13 protein-coding genes, 3 tRNA genes, 4 rRNA genes and 1 pseudogene are annotated in these 23,763 nt (G+C 46.7%); 16 read left to right on the forward strand and 5 right to left on the reverse strand.

The window, feature by feature from the left end; genetic code table 11:
- Positions 1-386: 386 nt before the first annotated feature.
- Complete coding sequence (locus EKN56_RS01140; protein ID WP_130590133.1) at positions 387-1,262, forward strand: carboxylate/amino acid/amine transporter; 876 nt, start codon at positions 387-389, stop codon at positions 1,260-1,262.
- A 1-nt stretch (position 1,263) separates the two neighbouring features.
- Here EKN56_RS01140 and metR read toward each other — a convergent pair whose 3' ends face one another.
- A complete protein-coding gene (metR, locus tag EKN56_RS01145) occupies positions 1,264-2,160 on the reverse strand; it encodes an HTH-type transcriptional regulator MetR (RefSeq protein ID WP_130590134.1) in 897 nt (298 codons plus the stop codon).
- Between the two features lie 101 nt (positions 2,161-2,261).
- On the opposite strand from metR, the gene metE reads away from it, so the two are divergent.
- From metE to rrf (EKN56_RS01205), 12 genes are all read left to right on the forward strand, one after another.
- On the forward strand, positions 2,262-4,538 hold the full coding sequence (metE, locus tag EKN56_RS01150) for a 5-methyltetrahydropteroyltriglutamate--homocysteine S-methyltransferase (protein ID WP_130590135.1): 2,277 nt from the start codon (positions 2,262-2,264) through the stop codon (positions 4,536-4,538).
- Positions 4,539-4,646: 108 nt separating this feature from the next.
- Positions 4,647-5,978: a Xaa-Pro dipeptidase gene (pepQ, locus tag EKN56_RS01155; RefSeq protein ID WP_130590136.1), complete on the forward strand. Its 1,332-nt coding sequence runs from the start codon at positions 4,647-4,649 to the stop codon at positions 5,976-5,978.
- Positions 5,978-6,589, forward strand: coding sequence for an IMPACT family protein (locus tag EKN56_RS01160; protein WP_130590137.1), 612 nt, complete (start codon positions 5,978-5,980; stop codon positions 6,587-6,589). The genes pepQ and EKN56_RS01160 overlap by 1 nt, the downstream gene beginning before the upstream one ends.
- A gap of 38 nt (positions 6,590-6,627) precedes the next feature.
- Entirely contained in the window at positions 6,628-8,079 is a 1,452-nt protein-coding gene (gene trkH, locus EKN56_RS01165; RefSeq protein ID WP_130590138.1) for a Trk system potassium transporter TrkH, read from the forward strand.
- Positions 8,080-8,110: 31 nt separating this feature from the next.
- Entirely contained in the window at positions 8,111-8,644 is a 534-nt protein-coding gene (gene hemG / locus EKN56_RS01170; RefSeq protein WP_130590139.1) for a menaquinone-dependent protoporphyrinogen IX dehydrogenase, read from the forward strand.
- Between the two features lie 389 nt (positions 8,645-9,033).
- Positions 9,034-10,576 (forward strand): 16S ribosomal RNA (locus EKN56_RS01175).
- A 75-nt stretch (positions 10,577-10,651) separates the two neighbouring features.
- Positions 10,652-10,728 (forward strand) — tRNA-Ile (locus EKN56_RS01180).
- A gap of 130 nt (positions 10,729-10,858) precedes the next feature.
- Positions 10,859-10,934: transfer RNA gene (locus EKN56_RS01185), tRNA-Ala, on the forward strand.
- 201 nt (positions 10,935-11,135) lie between these two features.
- Positions 11,136-14,041, forward strand: a 23S ribosomal RNA gene (locus EKN56_RS01190).
- Between the two features lie 130 nt (positions 14,042-14,171).
- A 5S ribosomal RNA gene (gene rrf, locus EKN56_RS01195) occupies positions 14,172-14,287 on the forward strand.
- Between the two features lie 142 nt (positions 14,288-14,429).
- Positions 14,430-14,505 (forward strand) — tRNA-Thr (locus EKN56_RS01200).
- Positions 14,506-14,535: 30 nt separating this feature from the next.
- Positions 14,536-14,651, forward strand: a 5S ribosomal RNA gene (gene rrf, locus EKN56_RS01205).
- The 16S, 23S and 5S rRNA genes sit together here with 3 tRNA genes alongside, the layout of an rRNA operon.
- A 511-nt stretch (positions 14,652-15,162) precedes the next feature.
- Here the strand turns inward: rrf (EKN56_RS01205) and aqpZ are convergent.
- Positions 15,163-15,858, reverse strand: a complete 696-nt coding sequence (gene aqpZ, locus EKN56_RS01210; protein WP_130590140.1) for an aquaporin Z — start codon at positions 15,856-15,858, stop codon at positions 15,163-15,165.
- Positions 15,859-16,263: 405 nt separating this feature from the next.
- Here aqpZ and EKN56_RS01215 point away from each other — a divergent pair, with 405 nt between their 5' ends.
- The gene (locus tag EKN56_RS01215) at positions 16,264-16,815 is read left to right on the forward strand and encodes a TFIIB-type zinc ribbon-containing protein (RefSeq protein WP_168189574.1); all 552 of its coding nucleotides are present in this window, start codon (positions 16,264-16,266) and stop codon (positions 16,813-16,815) included.
- A gap of 45 nt (positions 16,816-16,860) precedes the next feature.
- On the opposite strand, the pseudogene EKN56_RS01220 reads toward EKN56_RS01215, so the two are convergent.
- The 3 genes and pseudogenes from EKN56_RS01220 to acs all read right to left on the reverse strand — a co-directional run bounded on the left by EKN56_RS01220 (position 16,861) and on the right by acs (position 20,845).
- Positions 16,861-18,524 (reverse strand): annotated as a pseudogene (locus EKN56_RS01220) (cation acetate symporter).
- On the reverse strand, positions 18,521-18,832 hold the full coding sequence (locus EKN56_RS01225; RefSeq protein WP_130590143.1) for a DUF485 domain-containing protein: 312 nt from the start codon (positions 18,830-18,832) through the stop codon (positions 18,521-18,523). Before EKN56_RS01225 ends, EKN56_RS01220 begins: the two are co-directional and overlap by 4 nt.
- 54 nt (positions 18,833-18,886) lie before the next feature.
- Complete coding sequence (gene acs, locus EKN56_RS01230) at positions 18,887-20,845, reverse strand: acetate--CoA ligase (RefSeq protein WP_130590144.1); 1,959 nt, start codon at positions 20,843-20,845, stop codon at positions 18,887-18,889.
- An 842-nt stretch (positions 20,846-21,687) separates the two neighbouring features.
- Here acs and gltP point away from each other — a divergent pair.
- Positions 21,688-22,989: a glutamate/aspartate:proton symporter GltP gene (gltP, locus tag EKN56_RS01235; protein ID WP_130590145.1), complete on the forward strand. Its 1,302-nt coding sequence runs from the start codon at positions 21,688-21,690 to the stop codon at positions 22,987-22,989.
- A gap of 148 nt (positions 22,990-23,137) precedes the next feature.
- Positions 23,138-23,740, forward strand: a complete 603-nt coding sequence (locus tag EKN56_RS01240; protein WP_130590146.1) for a TetR family transcriptional regulator — start codon at positions 23,138-23,140, stop codon at positions 23,738-23,740.
- Positions 23,741-23,763 lie beyond the last annotated feature (23 nt).

Here is a 23,763-nt window from a genome sequence, read left to right on the forward strand (position 1 = left end):
ATTAAGTAATGCAATCACTGGAATGTAACCTTAGTAGCGGTAATGGACAAGCGTTGTAAATATTACGCTACTACTCCAACGTACAGATCTATGAGATTGATGAACAAAGCTTGATAGTTCTTAAGAGAGTCAATCGACGGGGGGAGTGAGAAACTATTACCGATGCAAATATAAGCGCCGTGTTTTTACAGTCGAAATATGTACCGTTGCTGATTTATTAGGTTTGTCAGTAATCTGACTTCTAGTTTTAGTGTTTGACCAATAAACCTGAATTCATATTGTTTGGCCAAATAATAATCACTTGTAAAGTAAATATCTTTGGTATCAAAAACAACGATAATCTATACTTGGCGCCCTTTAACGATACAAAGAAAGGTAAATAAAGCATGCCATTATTGATTGCAACCACGGTCCTGTGGGCGTTCTCTTTTAGTTTAATTGGCGTCTATTTATCCGGTCAGGTGGATACCTGGTTTGCAGTTTTAATGCGAGTAGCGCTGGCCTTTTTAGTCTTCTTACCTTTCCTGCGATTACGTCAGGTCAGTTTGAAACAGGCACTACTGTATATGACTGTTGGCGCTTTTCAACTCGGCATAATGTATCTGTTCTATTATCAATCTTTCCTCTATCTCAGCGTTCCGGAAGTTTTGCTGTTTACTATTTTAACCCCTATCTATGTGACGTTGATTTACGATCTGATGTCAGGTAATCGCCTGCGTATGGGGTATTTGCTGAGTGCATTGCTGGCAGTAGCGGGGGCGGCAGTCATTCGTTATGACCAGTTGAGCAGCCAGTTTTGGCTGGGGTTAATCTGTATTCAGGGAGCGAATATTTGCTTTGCCATTGGTCAGGTTGGCTATAAGCGGCTGATGGAAGTCTACCCAATGCCACAGCGAAATGCGTTCTCGTGGTTCTATTTAGGGGCATTGTGCGTTGCCGTGATGGCGTGGTTTATATTTGGTAATCCGGAAAAATTACCGACGACCCATCTACAGTGGGGTATTCTGATCTGGTTGGGTATTGGTGCTTCCGGATTGGGCTTTTTTATGTGGAACTACGGGGCAACGCAGGTGGATGCCGGTACCCTGGCCATTATGAATAATGCGCTTATTCCGGCAGGACTATTGGTGAACTTCGCTCTCTGGCAACATGATGTTAACTGGGTCAGATTGATTATTGGCGGCGGAATTATTGTAGCGTCCCTGCTGGTACATAAGTGGTGGGTGGTTCCTAACGCCGTGACGGTCAGAAAATCGGCTTGAATCAGGCCAGTCTGACAAACGGCAGACTACCACCATGCTGGTGAGCAATATCAATAAACGCTTTTACCGCCGGTTGATGTTGCTCTCCATCACGAACCGCGGCATATAACCTACGCCATAACCCTTCTGCTAAGGGTTTCGTAACAACTAACCCCTGTTTTTCAGCGCTCTCAACCACCCAGTGTGGAAGGGCGGCAATCCCCATTTGTGCTGACACCATCTGAATTAGCAGCATGGTGTTATCCACGCTTTTCAGTGCCGGGGAGATACCTGCCGGCTGTAGGAAGTGTTTCCAGACGTCTAAACGCTGGCGTTGAACCGGATAGATCAGCAATGTTTCGTCCGCCAGACTTTCAGGCGCAATTTGCTGCTGAAGTACTAATGGATGCTCAGGAGCCAGTACCAGACGAACCTCAAAATCAAACAGCGCGGAATAATGCAGACCACTGCGGGGCAAAATATCGGAAGTCATTACCAAATCTAATTCGCCTTGCTGCAGTTCGGGCTGAGGATCGAAAGTCACGCCCGCTTTGAAATCCATTTGAACATCAGGATAAATCTGACGAAACGTATTGAGTGCCGGGGTTAACCACTGAATACAGCTGTGGCACTCAATAGCCAGACGAAGCGTATTTGTAGGAGGAGCGCTGCAACTTTGTAGCGCCTGCTGAATTTGCGGTAATACCCGATCGGCCAGATCCAGCAAGATATCACCCTGTGGCGTAAAGCGAATCGGTTGGCTTTTACGCAGATAAAGTCGGTACCCAAGACGCTGTTCAATTTCGTTCAACTGATGGGAAAGAGCCGATTGAGTTAAATAGAGTTGAGTTGCTGCGTTAGCCAGAGAGCCGTTCTGACGTAAAGCCTGTAGTGTTCGTAGATGCTTTAATTCGATCATGAATATTTTTCACTCTCTGTATGAAAAAGTTGCGCTTGTGGATCACACCATACCTGTTGATTATGGATGTGTAAACATCTAGACGGCTAAATGAGGTTGATATGAGTATCCAGAGTCACATTTTAGGTTTCCCGCGTATTGGCGTGGAGCGCGAGTTAAAAAAATCATTAGAACGCTACTGGAGTGGCGATATCGACAGACAAAGTCTGTTAGAAACCGGGCGTGAACTGAGAGCTCGCCACTGGCAACAACAGCGTGATGCCGGAATTGATCTGCTGCCGGTGGGGGATTTCGCCTGGTACGATCATGTTTTAGCAACCAGCCTGCTGCTGGGTAATGTGCCAGATCGTCATCATAATGAAGATGGCACTATTGATATCGATACCTTATTTCGTATTGGTCGCGGTCGTGCACCAACCGGTAAGCCAGCAGTAGCGGCAGAAATGACCAAATGGTTTAACACTAACTACCACTACATGGTGCCAGAGTTTGTTCGCGGTCAGCGCTTTCATCTGGCATGGAATCAGTTATTTGATGAAGTGGATGAAGCTATTGCTTTAGGGCATCGAATTAAACCCGTATTGCTGGGGCCGCTGAGCTATTTGTGGTTAGGCAAAGTAAAAGGCGAATCATTCGATCGTCTGACGCTGTTGCAGGATATTTTACCGGTCTACCAGCAAGTTCTGGCTAAACTGGCAGAGCGTGGTATCGAGTGGGTGCAAATTGATGAGCCTGCACTGGTGTTGGATTTGCCAAAACAGTGGCTGGAAGCCTACCAGCCAGCCTATCAGGCACTAACCGGAAAGGTGAACATTTTACTTACCACCTATTTCGACGGCATCAGCCATCAGTTAGAAACCCTTCGTCATTTACCTGTACAGGGGCTGCATGTCGATTTGGTTGCGGGTAAAGATAATATTGAACAGCTGCATCAGGTACTGCCACAGGACTGGTTGCTTTCACTGGGTGTTATTAATGGCCGTAACGTATGGCGGGCGGACTTATCGCGTTGGTTTGAACAATTACGTCCGTTGATAGGGCAAAGAGCATGGTGGATTTCCGGTTCCTGCTCGTTACTGCATAGTCCAATCGATCTGGCTCGTGAAACCAGACTGGATGAGGAAGTGAAGAGCTGGTTTGCCTTCGCTCTGCAAAAATGTAGTGAAATTAGTTTGTTAACTCAGGCTCTGAATAATGCAGAGGATAGTGCGTTACAGCAGAAACTGGCGGAATACAGCGCGCCTGTTCGCCAGCGTCAGAAATCTGCACGGGTTCATAATTCTGCCGTGGAGCAGCGTTTAGCGAAAATAGGCCCGCAGGATAGCCAACGTCAGCAGCCATACGCCCAACGTGCCGAGCTGCAACGGGCAAAATATAATTTACCGCTGTGGCCAACCACCACCATTGGTTCATTTCCACAAACTGCAGATATCCGCACCTTACGCCTCGATTTTAAACAAGGGCGTCTGGACGGCAGTAAATACCGTACCGGCATCAGTGAGCATATCAGACAGGCCATACTTGAGCAGGAGCGCTTAGGGCTGGATGTACTGGTACATGGCGAAGCTGAACGCAATGACATGGTTGAGTATTTTGGTGAGCATCTGGATGGTTTTGTCTTTACACAAAATGGCTGGGTGCAGAGTTATGGCTCTCGCTGCGTGAAGCCACCGGTTATTATCGGCGATATCAGTCGTCCGCAACCTATTACTGTCGAATGGGCTCGCTATGCTCAGTCTCTGACTGAGAAACCGGTAAAGGGGATGTTAACCGGTCCGGTAACTATTCTCTGCTGGTCATTCCCGCGTGAAGACGTCAGCCGTGAAGTGATTGCTAAACAAATTGCTTTGGCCCTGCGTGATGAAGTGAGTGATTTGGAAGCGGCAGGTATTGGTATTATCCAAATTGATGAGCCAGCGCTAAGAGAAGGATTACCGCTGAAAAAAGCAGAGTGGAATGATTATCTGAACTGGGCTACGGAAGCATTTCGTCTGAACGCCTCTTCGGTGAAGGATGAAACCCAAATTCATACTCATATGTGTTACTGCGAATTTAACGACATTATGGACTCCATCACTGCGCTGGATGCGGATGTTATTACCATCGAAACATCGCGTTCTGATATGGAGTTGTTAGAGGCGTTTGAATCATTTGAGTATCCAAATGAAATTGGACCAGGAGTATATGATATCCACTCGCCTAACGTACCGAGCGTGGCATGGATTGAAGCGTTATTACGTCGGGCAGCCCAACGCATTCCTGCGGAACGCCTGTGGGTAAACCCGGATTGCGGCTTAAAAACCCGCGCCTGGCCAGAGACCCGACAGTCACTGGAAAACATGGTGCAGGCAGCCCGTTCACTGCGGGAATCTTTTTAATAGTTGATTCTGCATCACTTAATCGGAAAATCAGTGGGCGCATTCAGCGCCCCTTTTTTATAGCTGTGATAAAATTAAACGGATTAATAACTTTAATAGGGTGATCTGATGGAAAAGTTGGCATCGTTATACCAGGCGCATCTCTCTGTATTACAGCAACGTACTCAGGCCGTTTTAGAACGAAATCAGCTCGACGCTCTGCTTATTCACTCTGGCGAGTTGATTCGACTATTTCTCGACGACAGGGATTACCCGTTTAAAGTTAACCCTCATTTCAAGGCCTGGGTTCCGGTTACCGAAGTGCAAAATTGCTGGATTTGGGTTGATGGCGTTAATACGCCAAAGCTTTGGTTCTACTCTCCGGTTGATTACTGGTACAGCGTTGAACCCTTACCAAACAGTTTTTGGACCCCTTATATTGATATTCAGCCGCTGAAAAAAGCGGATGATATTAATCATTTCCTGCCAACAAAACGGGACAAAGTCGGTTATATCGGCCCAAATCCGGCCAGAGCTGAGTGGTTGGGTATCTCAGGGGAAAACATTAACCCTAAACCGGTGCTCGACTATCTGCATTACTATCGTTCATACAAAACTGACTATGAACTGTTTTGTATGCGTGAGGCGCAAAAAGTAGCAATTAACGGTCATAAAGCCGCCCGGGATGCGTTTTACTCCGATATGAGTGAATTCGATATCAATCTGGCTTATCTGACAGCCACCGGCCATCGGGATACTAACGTACCTTATGACAATATCATTGCGTTGAACGATCATGCAGCGGTGTTGCATTACACCAAGCTGGAACAATCTACCCCAGCGGAATCTTTCAGTTTTCTGATTGATGCCGGTGCCGAATATAACGGTTATGCCGCCGATCTGACCCGTACCTATGCCAGACATAAAGACAGCGATTTTGATTTACTGATAAAAGATATGAATGCAGAACAGCAGGCGTTGATCGCTACGTTAAAAGTAGGTGTTAACTTTGTCGACTATCATCTGCAAATGCATCAACGTGTTGCCAAACTGCTGAAAAAATACGATCTGATTGTGAATATGAGCGAAGAAGACATCGTTGAAACCGGAATCAGTTTCACTTTCTTCCCTCATGGGCTTGGTCATCCGTTAGGGTTACAGGTTCATGATGTTGCCGGATTTATGCAGGATGATACCGGTACTCATCGTTCGGCACCGGAAAGGCATCCTCCGTTACGCTGCACGCGCAATCTTGAGCCGGGCATGGTGATGACCATTGAGCCGGGCCTCTATTTTATAGATACCCTGCTGGCACCATGGCGAGATAGTCAGTTCAATCCTAACTTTAACTGGTTACGTATTGATAAATTCAGGCCGTATGGCGGTATTCGTATTGAGGATAACGTTGTGATCCGTAAAGATCGGGTAGAAAATATGACGCGAGATTTGAAACTGTCCTGATGGAATCCTATTTAATACCCGCTGAAGCGGTGACGTTTAATGAAGAAATTAAAAAGAGCCGCTTTATTACTTATCTTGCACCGGTAAACGGTGCCGATAAGGCTAAACTGTTTATACAGCAAATCAGGGATGAGCATCCGGATGCACGCCACCACTGTTGGGCGTTTGTGGCCGGTGCGCCAAATGATTCTCAGCAGCTGGGTTTTTCTGACGATGGAGAACCATCGGGAACCGCCGGTAAACCAATGTTGGCCCAGTTAATGGGAAGCGGCGTAGGTGAGGTGGTCGCGGTCGTGGTTCGCTATTATGGTGGTATTTTGTTGGGTACTGGCGGTCTGGTTAAGGCCTATGGTAACGGTGTTCAACAGGCGTTGAAGATACTGCCCACCCAACTACGCATACCTCAGTCAGAATTTTTGCTGGTGTGTGATTATCAGCAATTAGCAATGGTAGAAACTTTAGTTCAGCAGTCTGGTGGGGAGATTGTACGTGCCGATTATGGTGCCGATATCCGTTTAATATTGTCATTACCATCATTACATATTGAGCAAATTGCAGGTAAATTGCGCGATGTCAGCCGTGGAGCATTGCTTTTGTCTCCGGTTACGTAATAATTCTCAGGTTTTTTATTGAAAAAGGTCGAACCGGAATGCACTTTCGCACAATAACCCGTATTGTCGGGCTCTTGGTTATCCTCTTTTCCGGATTAATGGTAGTCCCGGGGATCGTCGCACTGATTTATCGCGATGGTGCCGGTAGTGCATTCACTCAAACCTTTGTCGTGGCGATTATTATCGGCCTGTTTTTGTGGTTCCCTAATCGTAATCAGAAGAAAGAGTTGAAATCCCGGGAGGGCTTTCTGATCGTAGTACTGTTCTGGACGGTACTGGGCAGCGTTGGGGCATTGCCATTTATTTTTGCCGAATCGCTGGGGATGAGTATCACCAATGCGTTCTTTGAATCATTTTCCGGATTAACCACCACGGGTGCCACCACGCTGGTTGGGCTGGATAGTTTGCCCAAAGCCATTCTGTTCTATCGCCAGATGCTCCAATGGTTAGGGGGCATGGGGATCATCGTATTAGCCGTAGCCATTTTACCCCTGTTGGGCGTGGGTGGTATGCAACTCTATCGGGCAGAAATTCCCGGTCCGTTAAAAGACAGCAAGATGCGACCGCGAATTGCGGAAACGGCAAAAACCCTGTGGTTTATCTATGTGCTAATTACTATTGCCTGCGCGTTGTCGCTCTGGGCGGCAGGTATGAGTCCTTTTGATGCCATTGGGCACAGTTTTTCCACCGTGGCTATCGGTGGGTTTTCTACTCATGAAAGCGGCCTGGCGTTCTATAACAGCTCATTAATTAATAATATTACCGCGGTATTCTTGTTTATTTCCGGGTGTAACTTTGGTCTGCACTTTGCGGTATTAAGCGGACGCAGCGTTAAGGTGTACTGGCGCGATCCGGAATTTAAAATGTACTTCTTCTTTCAGGTCGCTCTGATAGTCATCTGTACTTTAATGCTCTGGCGAAAAGACGTGTATGGCACATTGTTGGAATCGCTGAATCAATCGTTTTTCCACGTAATATCCATGACCACCACCACTGGTTCCTCTACAGAGGCCATTGCCACCTGGCCGACCTTCTTACCGGTGATGTTGCTGATGGCGACATTTGTTGGTGGCTGTGCAGGTTCAACCGGTGGTGGGCTTAAAGTTATTCGCGTACTGTTACTGTTCTTGCAGGGGGTACGTGAGCTGAAACGTCTGGTTCACCCTAACGCGGTATATACCATTAAACTGGGAAATCGGGCCTTACCGGAACGCGTTATTGAAGCCGTTTGGGGCTTCTTCTCTGCTTACGCGCTGGTGTTTATCATTGGTATGTTGGCATTGATGGCTACCGGGCTGGACGCATTCTCTGCCTTCACCGGCATTGTCTCTGCATTAAACAACGTAGGGATTGGTATTGGCGATTTTGGCAGCCACTATGCGCAGGTTAATGATGCCGCCAAGTGGATCCTGATTGTGACCATGATGTTTGGTCGTCTTGAAGTGTTTACGCTTCTGGTTCTGCTCACGCCGATTTTCTGGCGTGAATAACGGGAAACAAACAATAAGAAAGGAATAACCCATGAAAGCACTGCTTATTTATTCAAGTCGCGAAGGGCAAACGAAAACCATTGTTTCCAGCATTGCTGATGAATTGCGGGGAAAGGATATCCAGGTTGACCTGTATAATGTGGATGATGTACCGCAAATTAATTTTGCAGACTATAACGGTGTTCTGATTGGTGCTGCTATTCGCTACGGTCACTTCCATAAAGAATTTCGCACGTTTGTGGAGCGTCACTATCAGGCATTAAACCAAATGCCGAGCGCCTTCGTTTCCGTTTCACTGATTGCCCGAAAAGTGGAAAAGCAAACGGCGGAAACCAACAGCTACACCCGTAAATATCTGGCGGCTACTCAGTGGCATCCGACCCTTTGCGGTGTTTTTGCCGGCGCATTACGTTACCCTCGCTACACCTGGTTAGATCGAGTCATGATTCAGTTAATTATGAAAATGACCAAAGGGGAAACGGATAGCAGCAAAGACGTAGAATATACCGACTGGGATAAAGTGAAGCAGTTTGCCGGGGAATTCGAACGTTTAATCAGCAAATAGCCTGTTTATGACGACATTGTGGCGAAAAATAAAGCGGTTAAAATTATTTTATCAATTAGCACTTGCCAGATGATTCTGAGTCCCTATAATGCGCCGCCACTGACACGGCAACAGCCGCTTCAGTTCAGACGTTATCGTGCATAAATCTGTGATTTAACACTTGACTCTGACGCGGGAAAGCGTAGTATGCGCAGCCCGTGTTGCGGGAAGTTTTTCGCCGCAACATCGCTCTTTAACAATTTATCAGACAATCTGTGTGGGCACTCACAAGACGGTATCTCACGTCATTACACTTCGGTGTAACGACACAAAAAAATACCAAGTCTTAAAGAGTGACCAGACAGTAATTCATTTGAATTATTGAAAGTAATCTTTGAGCATCAAGCTTTTAATTGAAGAGTTTGATCATGGCTCAGATTGAACGCTGGCGGCAGGCCTAACACATGCAAGTCGGGCGGTAGCACAGAGGAGCTTGCTCCTTGGGTGACGAGCGGCGGACGGGTGAGTAATGTCTGGGGATCTGCCTGATGGAGGGGGATAACTACTGGAAACGGTAGCTAATACCGCGTAACGTCGCAAGACCAAAGCGGGGGACCTTCGGGCCTCGCGCCATCAGATGAACCCAGATGGGATTAGCTAGTAGGTGGGGTAATGGCTCACCTAGGCGACGATCCCTAGCTGGTCTGAGAGGATGACCAGCCACACTGGGACTGAGACACGGCCCAGACTCCTACGGGAGGCAGCAGTGGGGAATATTGCACAATGGGGGAAACCCTGATGCAGCCATGCCGCGTGTGTGAAGAAGGCCTTAGGGTTGTAAAGCACTTTCAGTGGGGAGGAAGGATGTGGTGTTAATAGCACCATGTATTGACGTTACCCACAGAAGAAGCACCGGCTAACTCCGTGCCAGCAGCCGCGGTAATACGGAGGGTGCAAGCGTTAATCGGAATTACTGGGCGTAAAGCGCACGCAGGCGGTTTGTCAAGTCGGATGTGAAATCCCCGGGCTTAACCTGGGAACTGCATCCGAAACTGGCAAGCTAGAGTCTTGTAGAGGGGGGTAGAATTCCATGTGTAGCGGTGAAATGCGTAGAGATGTGGAGGAATACCGGTGGCGAAGGCGGCCCCCTGGACAAAGACTGACGCTCAGGTGCGAAAGCGTGGGGAGCAAACAGGATTAGATACCCTGGTAGTCCACGCTGTAAACGATGTCGACTTGGAGGTTGTTCCCTTGAGGAGTGGCTTCCGGAGCTAACGCGTTAAGTCGACCGCCTGGGGAGTACGGCCGCAAGGTTAAAACTCAAATGAATTGACGGGGGCCCGCACAAGCGGTGGAGCATGTGGTTTAATTCGATGCAACGCGAAGAACCTTACCTACTCTTGACATCCAGAGAATTTAGCAGAGATGCTTTAGTGCCTTCGGGAGCTCTGAGACAGGTGCTGCATGGCTGTCGTCAGCTCGTGTTGTGAAATGTTGGGTTAAGTCCCGCAACGAGCGCAACCCCTATCCTTTGTTGCCAGCACGTAATGGTGGGAACTCAAAGGAGACTGCCGGTGATAAACCGGAGGAAGGTGGGGATGACGTCAAGTCATCATGGCCCTTACGAGTAGGGCTACACACGTGCTACAATGGCGTATACAAAGAGAAGCTACCTCGCGAGAGCATGCGGACCTCATAAAGTACGTCGTAGTCCGGATTGGAGTCTGCAACTCGACTCCATGAAGTCGGAATCGCTAGTAATCGTAGATCAGAATGCTACGGTGAATACGTTCCCGGGCCTTGTACACACCGCCCGTCACACCATGGGAGTGGGTTGCAAAAGAAGTAGGTAGCTTAACCTTCGGGAGGGCGCTTACCACTTTGTGATTCATGACTGGGGTGAAGTCGTAACAAGGTAACCGTAGGGGAACCTGCGGTTGGATCACCTCCTTACCTGAAAGATATGCAGTTGCGTGCAGTGTCCACACAGATTGTCTGATGAAGAATAACGAGCAGAAATACCTTTATAGGCTTGTAGCTCAGGTGGTTAGAGCGCACCCCTGATAAGGGTGAGGTCGGTGGTTCAAGTCCACTCAGGCCTACCAAATTCTTCCTCATGCTGCGTTATGCTCGCGGTCGTTTACTGATGTAAACTTCCCGGTCGCATGCCTTGCCTGAGAAAGAATTAACTCTTTTACGAGTGGTAACTGAAAAGGTATCTGTACGTGACTACATGGGGCTATAGCTCAGCTGGGAGAGCGCCTGCCTTGCACGCAGGAGGTCAGCGGTTCGATCCCGCTTAGCTCCACCATTTAGTCCTGTAAATCAATACTTCAGAGTATATTGGCAACAGTATGCTGTGAAGTATTATGCTCTTTAACAATCCGGAACAAGCTGAAATTTGAATCCTCAGCCATACATGAGTAATACACTGACATGTAGTGGACTGAGCGAGTCTCTCAATTGTTTGCAACTTTAGAATGTTGTCTTTCGAGACACCTTCGGGTTGTGAGGTTAAGTGACTAAGCGTACACGGTGGATGCCTAGGCAGTCAGAGGCGATGAAGGGCGTGCTAATCTGCGATAAGCGTCGGTAAGGTGATATGAACCGTTATAACCGGCGATACCCGAATGGGGAAACCCAGTGCAATTCGTTGCACTATCATACGATGAATACATAGTCGTATGAGGCGAACCGGGGGAACTGAAACATCTAAGTACCCCGAGGAAAAGAAATCAACCGAGATTCCCCCAGTAGCGGCGAGCGAACGGGGAGGAGCCCAGAACCTGAATCAGTTTGTGTGTTAGTGGAAGCGTCTGGAAAGTCGCACGGTACAGGGTGATAGTCCCGTACACCAAAATGCACAGATTGTGAGTTCGATGAGTAAGGCGGGACACGTGACATCCTGTCTGAATATGGGGGGACCATCCTCCAAGGCTAAATACTCCTGACTGACCGATAGTGAACCAGTACCGTGAGGGAAAGGCGAAAAGAACCCCGGCGAGGGGAGTGAAACAGAACCTGAAACCGTGTACGTACAAGCAGTGGGAGCACCCTTTGGGGTGTGACTGCGTACCTTTTGTATAATGGGTCAGCGACTTATATTTTGTAGCAAGGTTAACCGAATAGGGGAGCCGTAGGGAAACCGAGTCTTAACTGGGCGTCAAGTTGCAAGGTATAGACCCGAAACCCGGTGATCTAGCCATGGGCAGGTTGAAGGTTGGGTAACACTAACTGGAGGACCGAACCGACTAATGTTGAAAAATTAGCGGATGACCTGTGGCTGGGGGTGAAAGGCCAATCAAACCGGGAGATAGCTGGTTCTCCCCGAAAGCTATTTAGGTAGCGCCTCGTGAACTCATCTTCGGGGGTAGAGCACTGTTTCGACTAGGGGGCCATCCCGGCTTACCAACTCGATGCAAACTCCGAATACCGAAGAATGTTATCACGGGAGACACACGGCGGGTGCTAACGTCCGTCGTGAAGAGGGAAACAACCCAGACCGCCAGCTAAGGTCCCAAAGTCATGGTTAAGTGGGAAACGATGTGGGAAGGCACAGACAGCCAGGATGTTGGCTTAGAAGCAGCCATCATTTAAAGAAAGCGTAATAGCTCACTGGTCGAGTCGGCCTGCGCGGAAGATGTAACGGGGCTAAACCATGCACCGAAGCTGCGGCAGCGATATGAAAATATTGTTGGGTAGGGGAGCGTTCTGTAAGCCTGCGAAGGTGGACTGTGAGGTCTGCTGGAGGTATCAGAAGTGCGAATGCTGACATAAGTAACGATAAAGCGGGTGAAAAGCCCGCTCGCCGGAAGACCAAGGGTTCCTGTCCAACGTTAATCGGGGCAGGGTGAGTCGACCCCTAAGGCGAGGCCGAAAGGCGTAGTCGATGGGAAACAGGTTAATATTCCTGTACTTGGTGTTACTGCGAAGGGGGGACGAAGAAGGCTAGGCTATCCGGGCGACGGTTGTCCCGGTTTAAGCGTGTAGGTGGAGTGATTAGGTAAATCCGATTGCTTATTAACACTGAGGCGTGATGACGAGCCACTACGGTGGTGAAGTAGTTGATGCCCTGCTTCCAGGAAAAGCCTCTAAGCTCCAGGTAACATTAAATCGTACCCCAAACCGACACAGGTGGTCAGGTAGAGAATACTCAGGCGCTTGAGAGAACTCGGGTGAAGGAACTAGGCAAAATGGTGCCGTAACTTCGGGAGAAGGCACGCTGGCATTAGGTGAAGTGGTTTACCCATGGAGCTGAAGCCAGTCGAAGATACCAGCTGGCTGCAACTGTTTATTAAAAACACAGCACTGTGCAAACACGAAAGTGGACGTATACGGTGTGACGCCTGCCCGGTGCTGGAAGGTTAATTGATGGGGTTAGCGTAAGCGAAGCTCTTGATCGAAGCCCCAGTAAACGGCGGCCGTAACTATAACGGTCCTAAGGTAGCGAAATTCCTTGTCGGGTAAGTTCCGACCTGCACGAATGGCGTAATGATGGCCAGGCTGTCTCCACCCGAGACTCAGTGAAATTGAACTCGCAGTGAAGATGCTGTGTACCCGCGGCAAGACGGAAAGACCCCGTGAACCTTTACTATAGCTTGACACTGAACATTGAGCCTTGATGTGTAGGATAGGTGGGAGGCTTTGAAGCGGTGACGCCAGTCATCGTGGAGCCAACCTTGAAATACCACCCTTTAATGTTTGATGTTCTAACTTTGGCCCGTGATCCGGGTTGAGGACAGTGTCTGGTGGGTAGTTTGACTGGGGCGGTCTCCTCCCAAAGAGTAACGGAGGAGCACGAAGGTTAGCTAATCACGGTCGGACATCGTGAGGTTAGTGCAAAGGCATAAGCTAGCTTGACTGCGAGAGTGACGGCTCGAGCAGGTACGAAAGTAGGTCTTAGTGATCCGGTGGTTCTGAATGGAAGGGCCATCGCTCAACGGATAAAAGGTACTCCGGGGATAACAGGCTGATACCGCCCAAGAGTTCATATCGACGGCGGTGTTTGGCACCTCGATGTCGGCTCATCACATCCTGGGGCTGAAGTAGGTCCCAAGGGTACGGCTGTTCGCCGTTTAAAGTGGTACGCGAGCTGGGTTTAGAACGTCGTGAGACAGTTCGGTCCCTATCTGCCGTGGGCGCTGGAAGATTGAGAGGGGTTGCTCCTAGTACGAGAGGACCGGAGTGAACGCACCACTGGTGTTCGGGTTGTCATGCCAATGGCATTGCCCGGTAGCTACGTGCGGAAAAGATAACCGCTGAAAGCATCTAAGCGGGAAACTTGCCTCGAGATGAGTCTTCCCTTGGACCCAGAGTCCACTGAAGGAACGTTAAAGACTATGACGTTGATAGGTCGGGTGTGTAAGCGTAGCGATACGTTGAGCTAACCGATACTAATGAACCGTGAGACTTAACCTTACAACACCGAAGGTGTTTTGGTGAGATGAGATTGAGAGAGAGAAGTCGAATTTCAGCGAATGTTCAGGATTGAAATGGATGGTTGTGTGGATAGTGATATTGACATACAACGGTTCATGTACAGAATATGCCTGGCGGCGACAGCGCGGTGGTCCCACCTGACCCCATGCCGAACTCAGAAGTGAAACGCCGTAGCGCCGATGGTAGTGTGGGGCTTCCCCATGCGAGAGTAGGGAACTGCCAGGCTTTAAATTTGATGTTAGCAGTATAAGTAGCTGAAACCACGGAACGGTACAAATCTTGTCCGATGGTTAAATGACAAAGTCATTTAAACTACTAGACTGTAGATATTGTTATCAGATTTGTATCTGATAAAACCGGTTTTGGCGCTGATATGGCTCAGTTGGTAGAGCGCACCCTTGGTAAGGGTGAGGTCCCCAGTTCGACTCTGGGTATCAGCACCACTTAATTATGTTAGACATAGAAAGAATTTGTCTGGCGGCGATAGCGCGGTGGTCCCACCTGACCCCATGCCGAACTCAGAAGTGAAACGCCGTAGCGCCGATGGTAGTGTGGGGCTTCCCCATGCGAGAGTAGGGAACTGCCAGACTTTAATTAAGAGAAACCCTCAGCGAAAGCTGAGGTTTTTTACTTTGGTGGTGATGCAATTCGCTACACGATTGAGATCAATATAGACCTGTACAGTGGGTTTAAGTAAAACAGATTGCTTCTTATAAGAATGATTGGTGAGAACCGGGCTGTATGGGTTCATTACAGGTGTAGCGTTTCCTGCTCTTTGTAATGCTGAGTCAGTGGTATTTTTGTCTCTGTAACCTGAACGCTTTCCAGATGTAAATCCGAACGGAGGCAGATATTAAACCGTGAGGCGTATACGGACAATGTGTCATGTATACCTGATAAAAACGTCTCTACGGCCTGTTCAGGGAGGATTTGAGGCTAATAGGGTTATGTATGGATCCTTTATTCTACCGATAAGAGATTTACTTATAAGTGTCGTATTAGTACACCTCCTATTGTGAAGACATTCGAAAGAAGATAGGAAAATGGCAATAAAAAAACCCGCCATAAATTAGCGGGTTTAGTATCAAATCAGATAGTACTTAGTCTGCTTTTTTACATTCCAGCAGACCACGGTAGATCAGACCACCGACGATACCACCAATGATAGGCACCAGCCAGAAAATCCACAGTTGTTCTAACGCCCAACCGCCCTGGAAAATCGCAACGCCAGTACTACGCGCAGGGTTAACCGAGGTATTAGTCACTGGAATGCTGATTAAGTGAATCAGAGTCAGGCCCAGACCAATCGCAATAGGTGCAAATCCCGCAGGAGCACGCTTATCTGTCGCACCATGGATGATGATCAGGAAGAATGCGGTCAATACGAATTCAGCAGCAATAGCAGCTTGCAGAGAGAAACCGCCAGGAGAATGCTCACCATAGCCGTTAGACGCAAAACCGCTGGCGTCAAAGCCTGCTTTGCCACTGGCGATCAGGTATAACACGGCACCAGCAGCAATACCGCCAATAACTTGTGTAATGATGTATGGAACAACGTCTTTAGCAGGAAAACGACCACCTGCAAATAAACCAAGAGTTACTGCTGGGTTGAAATGCCCACCAGAAATATGACCGACAGCATAAGCCATGGTTAATACGGTAAGACCGAATGCCAGCGCGACGCCAGCAAAGCCAATGCCTAAGCCGGGGAAAGCAGCAGCTAAAACAGCACTACCACAACCACCGAAGACTAGCCAAAAAGTACCAAAGAACTCAGCTGAGAGTTTTCTTAACATGATGAAATTTTCCTTAAAAGAATAAACAGGCATACCAACAATTAATACGCCTATCCTATGAATATAGTCCATTACGACTGACGGGCCAGAGTGTATACCGAGCAGTGGTTTTTATTCAAATGTGCGATATTAGTCACATAAGAAACGTTACTTTTATTACTTAAGGAATTCATGGGTATAATTTATTGATATATAAGTATTTTTAGGTCTTATTAACTATGGGGTGACCATGTGCTGATTATCCGAATACAATATTATGATTTTATACGATTGTTTATATCGCTTTATTTTTTAATTTAGTATTTATTATTGTTCTTGGTTTATGCACTGTAGTATTTCGTGTGAATATATTTAATATGAAGTAGTTATTACTTATCAATGAGTTGTTTTCAGGGAGTGAAAAAAATGCAATGTCCTAAATGTAAAACCGATACGCTACAACCTTCAACTCTGGATAATGTGATTCCGTGCCAAACATGCAAGAGTTGCAGTGGTGATTGGCTGATGCTGGAGGATTATCTAAATCATAAGAAGCAACTGCCAGTATCAGATAAATATTCTGACCATGTTGTTGTTGAGAGTGAAGAGAGTCGTTTAGCATTACTCTGCCCGGTGACTGGAACGCTGATGCTTAAATTTCGAATATCTAAAGATACCGATCACCGCCTGGATTTAAGCCCAAAAGTTAATGGTATCTGGATGGATAAAGGCGAATGGGAGTTGCTGAAAGCGCATGGTCTTGCTGACAAGCTCAATAGTATATTCACCGATGTTTGGCAGCGCCAAATTCGTGAATCAGCGGCCCGAGAGCAATTTGATGCGCTTTATCTAACGCAATTTGGCGAGGAAGACTATCAAAAAATTAAGTCAATACGGGTGTGGTTGCACCAACATTCACAGAAAGACCGATTGAAAGCATTTCTACTGGCTGACGATCCCTGGTCTGCTATCAAATAACATTAAAGGCGCCATTGGCGCCTTTAACATAGCTAACTTTTCGAATTAATGGGATACGCTACCTGAGGCGCCATAACCCGTCTGCGAACGAATAGATTGAGAGTAGAACAGCTCTCTTTCCTGAACTGCATTTGTCGATGTATCTGTGATAGAGAAGAACCAGGTTCCCATGAAGGCAATTATCATGGAGAACAGCGCCGGATACTCATAAGGATAGATGGCTTTTTCATGTCCCAGTATTTGCACCCAGATGGTTGGGCCGAGAATCATCAGTCCTACTGCACTGAGCAATCCTAACCAACCGCCAATCATAGCTCCTCGGGTGGTTAGCTTTTTCCAATACATTGACAGAATAATGATAGGGAAGTTACAGCTTGCCGCGATAGAGAATGCCAGACCAACCATGAAAGCGATGTTTTGCTTTTCAAACAGAATACCCAGCCCAATAGCAACAAATCCTAACACTACTGTAGTTATTTTCGAGACTTTCAACTCGTCGCGTTCAGTCGCCTGACCTTGCTTGATAACATTTGCATAGAGGTCGTGAGAAACAGCTGAAGCACCCGCCAGAGTTAAACCAGCAACTACGGCAAGAATAGTGGCGAACGCAACAGCAGAGATAAATCCAAGGAAGAAACTACCACCAACCGCATCCGCAAGATGAACTGCGGCCATGTTAGTTCCACCAATCAGGGCTCCTGCCGCATCTTTAAACGCTGGATTTCCACCTACCAGGAAGATGGCTCCAAATCCGATAATAAAGGTAAGAATATAGAAATAACCAATAAAGCCAGTGGCATAAAATACGCTCTTACGTGCTTCTTTGGCATCACTCACGGTAAAGAATCGCATAATGATATGCGGTAATCCGGCAGTACCAAACATCAGTGCTAAACCTAATGAGAGCGCGGAGATAGGATCGGAAACTAATCCACCCGGACTCATAATTGCGGCACCTTTCGGACTGGTTTTAATGGCCTGTACGAAGAGCTCATTAAAATTGAAGTTAACAGACTTCATCACCATGATGGCCATAAAGCTGGCTCCGGCAAGCAGCAAGACGGCCTTGATGATTTGCACCCATGTTGTGGCCAACATGCCGCCAAACAATACGTACATCACCATCAGAATACCTACCAGAACGACTGCAACATGGTAGTTCAGACCAAACAGCAATTGAATTAGTTTTCCAGCACCGACCATTTGAGCAATCAGATATAAAGCCACTACTACCAGTGAACCACAGGCTGACAGAGTACGGATCTCTTTTTGTCCCAGGCGATATGATGCAACATCGGCAAAGGTATATTTGCCCAGATTACGCAGACGTTCGGCTATCAGGAATAGAATAATCGGCCAGCCAATTAAGAACCCGATAGAGTAAATCAGGCCATCGTAACCGGAGGTATAGACCAGCGCAGAGATACCAAGAAAAGATGCAGCAGACATAAAATCACCGGCAATAGCTAAGCCGTTTTGTAGTCCGGTTATTTTGCCGCCAGCAGTATAGTAGTCGGAGCGGGAACGCGTCCGTTTGGAGGCCCAGTAAGTAATATATAGCGTTAGTCCAACAAACAGGACAAACATGACTATCGCTTCAATATTTAGCGATTTAGCGGCTGGCGTTTGACTTCGCCACCAATGGCATCAGCAAAAGCTATTGGGGAGGCTGCCAGTAGCGCTAAGGCAGAGAAAAGACGAGTTTTCATTGGTGTGCCTCATTCAGAATTTGCGCATTGAGTTCATCGAACTCTCTGTTCGCCCGATAGACATAGATTCCAGTTAAAATAAATGAGGCAAGGATCAGTCCAATGCCAATTGGAATTCCGCGGGTAATACTGGTCCCTTCTGTGACAGGCGTTCCCAACCACTGTGGTTCAAAAGCGATGAGCAGAATGAAACCAACATACAGGGCTAATGTAATAAACGAGAGCGTCCAGGCAAAGATGTCCCTTTTGCGCACCAGATCTTTGAAGCGCGGGTTATTTTCAATCCGTTGATAAATGTGATCATTCATCAGAGCGTCTCCTGTGAGATAAAGATTGAATATCGCCGCGCAAGGCGGCGTAGGTTATGAGGCTGCTTTCATTAACTCTTTTTCCTGCAATAGTTTCTCAACTACGCCTGGATCGGCCAGGGTAGAGGTATCTCCCAGATTACTGGTATCGCCATCGGCGATTTTCCGTAGAATGCGCCGCATAATTTTACCCGAACGCGTTTTAGGAAGGGTTTGGGTCCAGTGCAAGATATCAGGCGTGGCTATCGGCCCAATCTCTTTACGCACCCATTTAATAACATCGTCATAAAGTTCATCGCTGGGTTCTTCACCGTAATTTAGCGTGATATAGGCATAAATAGCCTGCCCTTTGATGTAATGAGGAATACCGACAACGGCAGCTTCGGCGATTTTAGGATGAGCAACTAACGCGGATTCGATTTCAGCAGTGCCCAGACGATGTCCTGATACGTTTAGAACATCATCTACCCGGCCTGTTATCCAGTAATATCCATCTTCATCGCGGCGAGCGCCGTCGCCACTGAAATAGAAACCTTTGAATGAAGCAAAGTAAGTTTGTTCAAATCGTGCGTGGTCGCCATAGAGTGTACGTGCCTGGCCAGGCCACGAATCGGTTATAACCAGATTACCTTCACAGGCATCGCTTAACAGGTTTCCATCATTGTCGACTAATGCGGGCTGAACACCAAAGAAAGGTAAGGTCGCAGAACCTGCTTTTAGCTCTGTAGCACCAGGAAGAGGCGTTAACATAAAACCGCCGGTTTCTGTTTGCCACCAGGTATCAACAATGGGGCATTTACCGTTACCAATCGTGTAGTAATACCATTCCCAGGCTTCCGGGTTGATAGGTTCACCAACGCTGCCCATGATTCTCAGGGAGTTACGTGTGGTATCTGTAACAGCCAGATTGCCTTGCGCCATCAGAGAGCGAATGGCCGTAGGGGCGGTATACAGAATATTGACCTGATATTTATCTATCAGCTGTGACATCCGGTTAGGGCCGGGGTAGGTCAATAATCCTTCAAAAAAGAGGGTAGTCGCCCCATTGCACAATGGTCCATACAGCGCATAGCTATGGCCAGTGACCCAACCCATATCGGCGGTACACCAATAGATTTCGCCATCATGATAATCAAAGACATACTTGAATGTCAGCGCAGCATAAACCAGATAACCACCGGTGGTATGTAGCACGCCTTTTGGCTTGCCGGTTGAGCCGGAGGTGTAGAGAATAAACAGCGGACTTTCGGCCGGAAGCTCTACCGGAGCACACTCATCACTTGCTGCATCAACTAACTCATGCCACCACAAGTCATGATTAGGCTTCCAGTTGATGGTATTACCGGTTCGTCTGAAAACAATGGTATGTTCCACGCTATTCACGTTAGGATTTGCTAACGCGTCATCAATATTCTTTTTCAGCGGGATGGTCTTACCTGCACGTAGTCCCTCATCCGCGGTAATTACCAGACGAGAGCTGGAATCGATAATGCGTCCGGCAATAGCTTCCGGAGAAAAACCAGCAAAGATAACGGAGTGGATCAACCCCAGGCGTGCACAAGCCAACATGGCAACAGCAGTTTCCGGCACCATTGGCATATAAATCGCAACGACATCGCCCTGTTTCATGCCCAGTGATTTAAGCACATTGGCAAATTTGCAGACCCGATGATAGAGCTGACGATAGGTAATTTTTTGCGTTTCGCTGCCATCGTCGCTTTCCCAGATAATTGCCGTCTGGTCACCGCGAGTTTCCAGATGACGATCCAGGCAGTTAGCTGACAGGTTCAGCGTTCCGTCTTCAAACCAACGAATATCGATATTGCCAGGAGAAAATGATGTATTTTTAACCTTAGTGTAAGGTTTCACCCAATCAATAATTTTCCCTTGCGTATCCCAAAACGTGTCAGGATCTTCTACTGACTGCTGATACATAGCCTGATATTGCTGTTTATTGATCAGCGCGTTTTCTGCTATAGCAGCAGGAACGGGATGTTTATGAACAGTGCTCATTATTGTCCCCTTTATTTTTGTTAACATTATGTAATGTAGTTGTTATGCAAACATTGCGCACATTTTATGTTTGTTTTTTGCGCGGAAGATCACGCTTCATTACAGTGGATAATGGTGAAGAGGTATAAAATTGCTTTAAAAGACAAATGAATAGGCTGCCATGGACTTAATCACGATTATTTATTCTGACAGGATGAGAATGGATACTATTTCTATGCGCTAAAAAAGGAATGGTAAGAGGATAAAATTAAACAACATGGTTCCGGACAAAAAGGAGTTGAATATAAAGTAGCCGGATGACACATCAATTCAGTAAAAGACACGCTTTATCCCCCACTTTTATCTGCATTTTGACCATTAGCTTTAAAAATCGGAACTAATATACTAATACTGTCACTTATTGGGTTTCTACCACTTCTATCTTTTCATACTTAAAATGAGTTATTATTCCTTTCAGTTCTCTATTATAAGTTATTTATATCAATTGATTAGATGTCATTTTTTTTAATAAAGAGTAAATTAATTTCACTCAATAAAATCAGAAAATAGCGGTAAATCTCTCTTTCTTTTTTCGCAATTCACAATGCTATCTTGTAGGGTTTCAGCTAGTGAATTCGTCTGAATTTCAGTATTTATGTAAAGAAAAATGTAATTTTGCTGCATAAGATGCTAAAAAGAGCGCCTGTATTTTTTCTATGGTGCTTTTTGACCATAAAACCGGGGAGTGTTGACCATTCTGGCGGGGTGTTATCTGTTTGAAGACCCGCATAAAAATAATGAAAAGCCTTACTTAAGGCGAGCCTGTAAGCAGGCATTTAACGAGATTGAAGGATTTTTGATATATGAAAGGTTTTAAATTTACTTTAGCCTGGCAGATTTTGATTGCTCTGGTACTTGGGATCATTGTTGGTTCTGTAATGCATGGGAGTGAATCAACCGATTGGTTAGTTGTTAACTTCTTTAAGCCTGCCGGCGACATTTTTATCCGTCTGATTAAGATGATTGTGGTACCGATTGTGGTATCAACATTAGTGGTCGGTATTGCCGGTGTCGGCGATGCTAAAAAGTTGGGCCGCATCGGACTGAAAACCATTATTTATTTTGAGATTATCACCACGGTAGCCATTGTGATTGGTTTAGTGGCGGCTAATGTTTTTCAACCCGGTCACGGTATCGATATGTCCCAGCTTAATGCGGTGGATATATCCCAATATAAGGCAACAACGGCAGAAGTGCAGAGTGGGGCTCATAGCTTAGTCATCACGATTATGTCGTTAATTCCAACCAACATCTTTAAAGCATTAGCATCAGGCGAGATGCTACCGATCATTTTCTTCTCCGTGTTGTTTGGATTAGGGTTATCGTCACTGCCTAAAGAGACTCGGGCACCTTTATTGAATGTGTTCAGATCGATGTCTGAAACGATGTTCAGAGTGACCCATATGATTATGCGTTATGCACCTATTGGGGTGTTCGCATTGATCTCAGTGACTGTTGCAACCTTTGGTTTCTCTTCATTAATTCCTTTAGTGAAGCTTGTTGCGCTGGTTTATGGCGCGATTATTTTCTTTGCATTAGTAGTTCTGGGTACCGTTGCGCGTATATGTGGTTTACGTATCTGGACTTTAATCCGCATTCTGAAAGATGAGCTAATTTTGGCCTATTCAACCGCCAGCTCAGAAACAGTATTGCCGAGAATTATCGAAAAGATGGAAGCCTATGGAGCACCTAAAGCTATTACTGGCTTTGTTGTTCCTACCGGTTACTCTTTTAATCTGGATGGCTCTACGCTTTATCAAAGTATTGCGGCTATCTTTATCGCTCAGCTGTATGGCATTGAGCTGTCGCTAATGCAGGAAATTACGCTGGTATTAACCCTGATGGTGACCTCTAAAGGCATTGCAGGCGTGCCTGGCGTATCCTTTGTGGTGCTATTGGCCACATTAGGTAGCGTTGGTATCCCTCTGGATGGTCTGATGTTTATTGCTGGTGTGGACCGTATCATGGACATGGCTCGTACTGCTCTGAACGTTGTGGGTAATGCCTTGGCGGTACTGGTTATCGCTAAGTGGGAAAGACAGTTTGATAAAGATAAAGCGCGTGCTTATGAAGAAGAGATTTTTGGTAAAACAAAAATAGCCTGATAGCACTTTCGTCATCTGATAAACAGCCACCTTAGCGTGGCTGTTTTTGTATCCCTTTTTGATAATAATATAAGTACAAAAAAATGGACATGCGTTCAATTTGAACATATGATCAACTCAGTTTTGAAACAGAAGCAGAGAGTGAACAATGTCCTATATGGCAAAAGATGAGCGCAGAAATGCGATTCTGGATGCTGCAATTAAAGTCGCATTAAGAGATGGTTTTATGAATGTGACTACGCGAAAAGTCAGCGCTGAGCTGGGTGCTGCGACAGGGATTATTCATCATCACTTTTCATCGACCTCTGAGCTGCGTCGTGAGGTGTTCCGCCAGTTTACCAAGCGGGATCATCAGGCAATTTGTGAGCAGATTGCTGAGTTAGCGCCGCCAGAACAGTTATTTCAACTGTTGGATTATTCCACATCATCCCCAAACGATCCGGTGAATAAGCTCTGGAACGATGCATGGGCAGAGGCGGTACGTGATAAAGCGCTGGGAGAGGTATACAGCGATTCTATGCTGATGTTACATGGTGAGGCGGTCAGTATTATTCAATCAGGATGCCAGAGCGGCTTTTTTCACCATGAGGCAGGGCAGGAAAGTATTGAACTGAAAGCATGGCGGCTAATGTCCATTAGCTTCGGTACCATTACCATTTCATATATTAATCCGTCGATTATGCAGCCGGTATCTGCTGCTGAGCTACTCAAAAATAGCATTCAGCATGAATTAGGTTATCGGCCTGACTAACTCTCTTCTGGCGTAGCTCATTG

The organism is Limnobaculum zhutongyuii (assembly GCF_004295645.1).
GTDB lineage: Bacteria > Pseudomonadota > Gammaproteobacteria > Enterobacterales > Enterobacteriaceae > Limnobaculum > Limnobaculum zhutongyuii.

What these genes read in the sequence shown, in the direction of transcription:
- EKN56_RS01140 (WP_130590133.1), top strand. Translation starts at nt 387, where the DNA reads ATGCCATTATTGATTGCAACCACGGTCCTGTGGGCGTTCTCTTTTAGT.
- metR (WP_130590134.1), bottom strand. Translation starts at nt 2,160, where the DNA reads ATGATCGAATTAAAGCATCTACGAACACTACAGGCTTTACGTCAGAAC.
- metE (WP_130590135.1), top strand. Translation starts at nt 2,262, where the DNA reads ATGAGTATCCAGAGTCACATTTTAGGTTTCCCGCGTATTGGCGTGGAG.
- pepQ (WP_130590136.1), top strand. Translation starts at nt 4,647, where the DNA reads ATGGAAAAGTTGGCATCGTTATACCAGGCGCATCTCTCTGTATTACAG.
- EKN56_RS01160 (WP_130590137.1), top strand. Translation starts at nt 5,978, where the DNA reads ATGGAATCCTATTTAATACCCGCTGAAGCGGTGACGTTTAATGAAGAA.
- trkH (WP_130590138.1), top strand. Translation starts at nt 6,628, where the DNA reads ATGCACTTTCGCACAATAACCCGTATTGTCGGGCTCTTGGTTATCCTC.
- hemG (WP_130590139.1), top strand. Translation starts at nt 8,111, where the DNA reads ATGAAAGCACTGCTTATTTATTCAAGTCGCGAAGGGCAAACGAAAACC.
- aqpZ (WP_130590140.1), bottom strand. Translation starts at nt 15,858, where the DNA reads ATGTTAAGAAAACTCTCAGCTGAGTTCTTTGGTACTTTTTGGCTAGTC.
- EKN56_RS01215 (WP_168189574.1), top strand. Translation starts at nt 16,264, where the DNA reads ATGCAATGTCCTAAATGTAAAACCGATACGCTACAACCTTCAACTCTG.
- EKN56_RS01225 (WP_130590143.1), bottom strand. Translation starts at nt 18,832, where the DNA reads ATGAATGATCACATTTATCAACGGATTGAAAATAACCCGCGCTTCAAA.
- acs (WP_130590144.1), bottom strand. Translation starts at nt 20,845, where the DNA reads ATGAGCACTGTTCATAAACATCCCGTTCCTGCTGCTATAGCAGAAAAC.
- gltP (WP_130590145.1), top strand. Translation starts at nt 21,688, where the DNA reads ATGAAAGGTTTTAAATTTACTTTAGCCTGGCAGATTTTGATTGCTCTG.
- EKN56_RS01240 (WP_130590146.1), top strand. Translation starts at nt 23,138, where the DNA reads ATGTCCTATATGGCAAAAGATGAGCGCAGAAATGCGATTCTGGATGCT.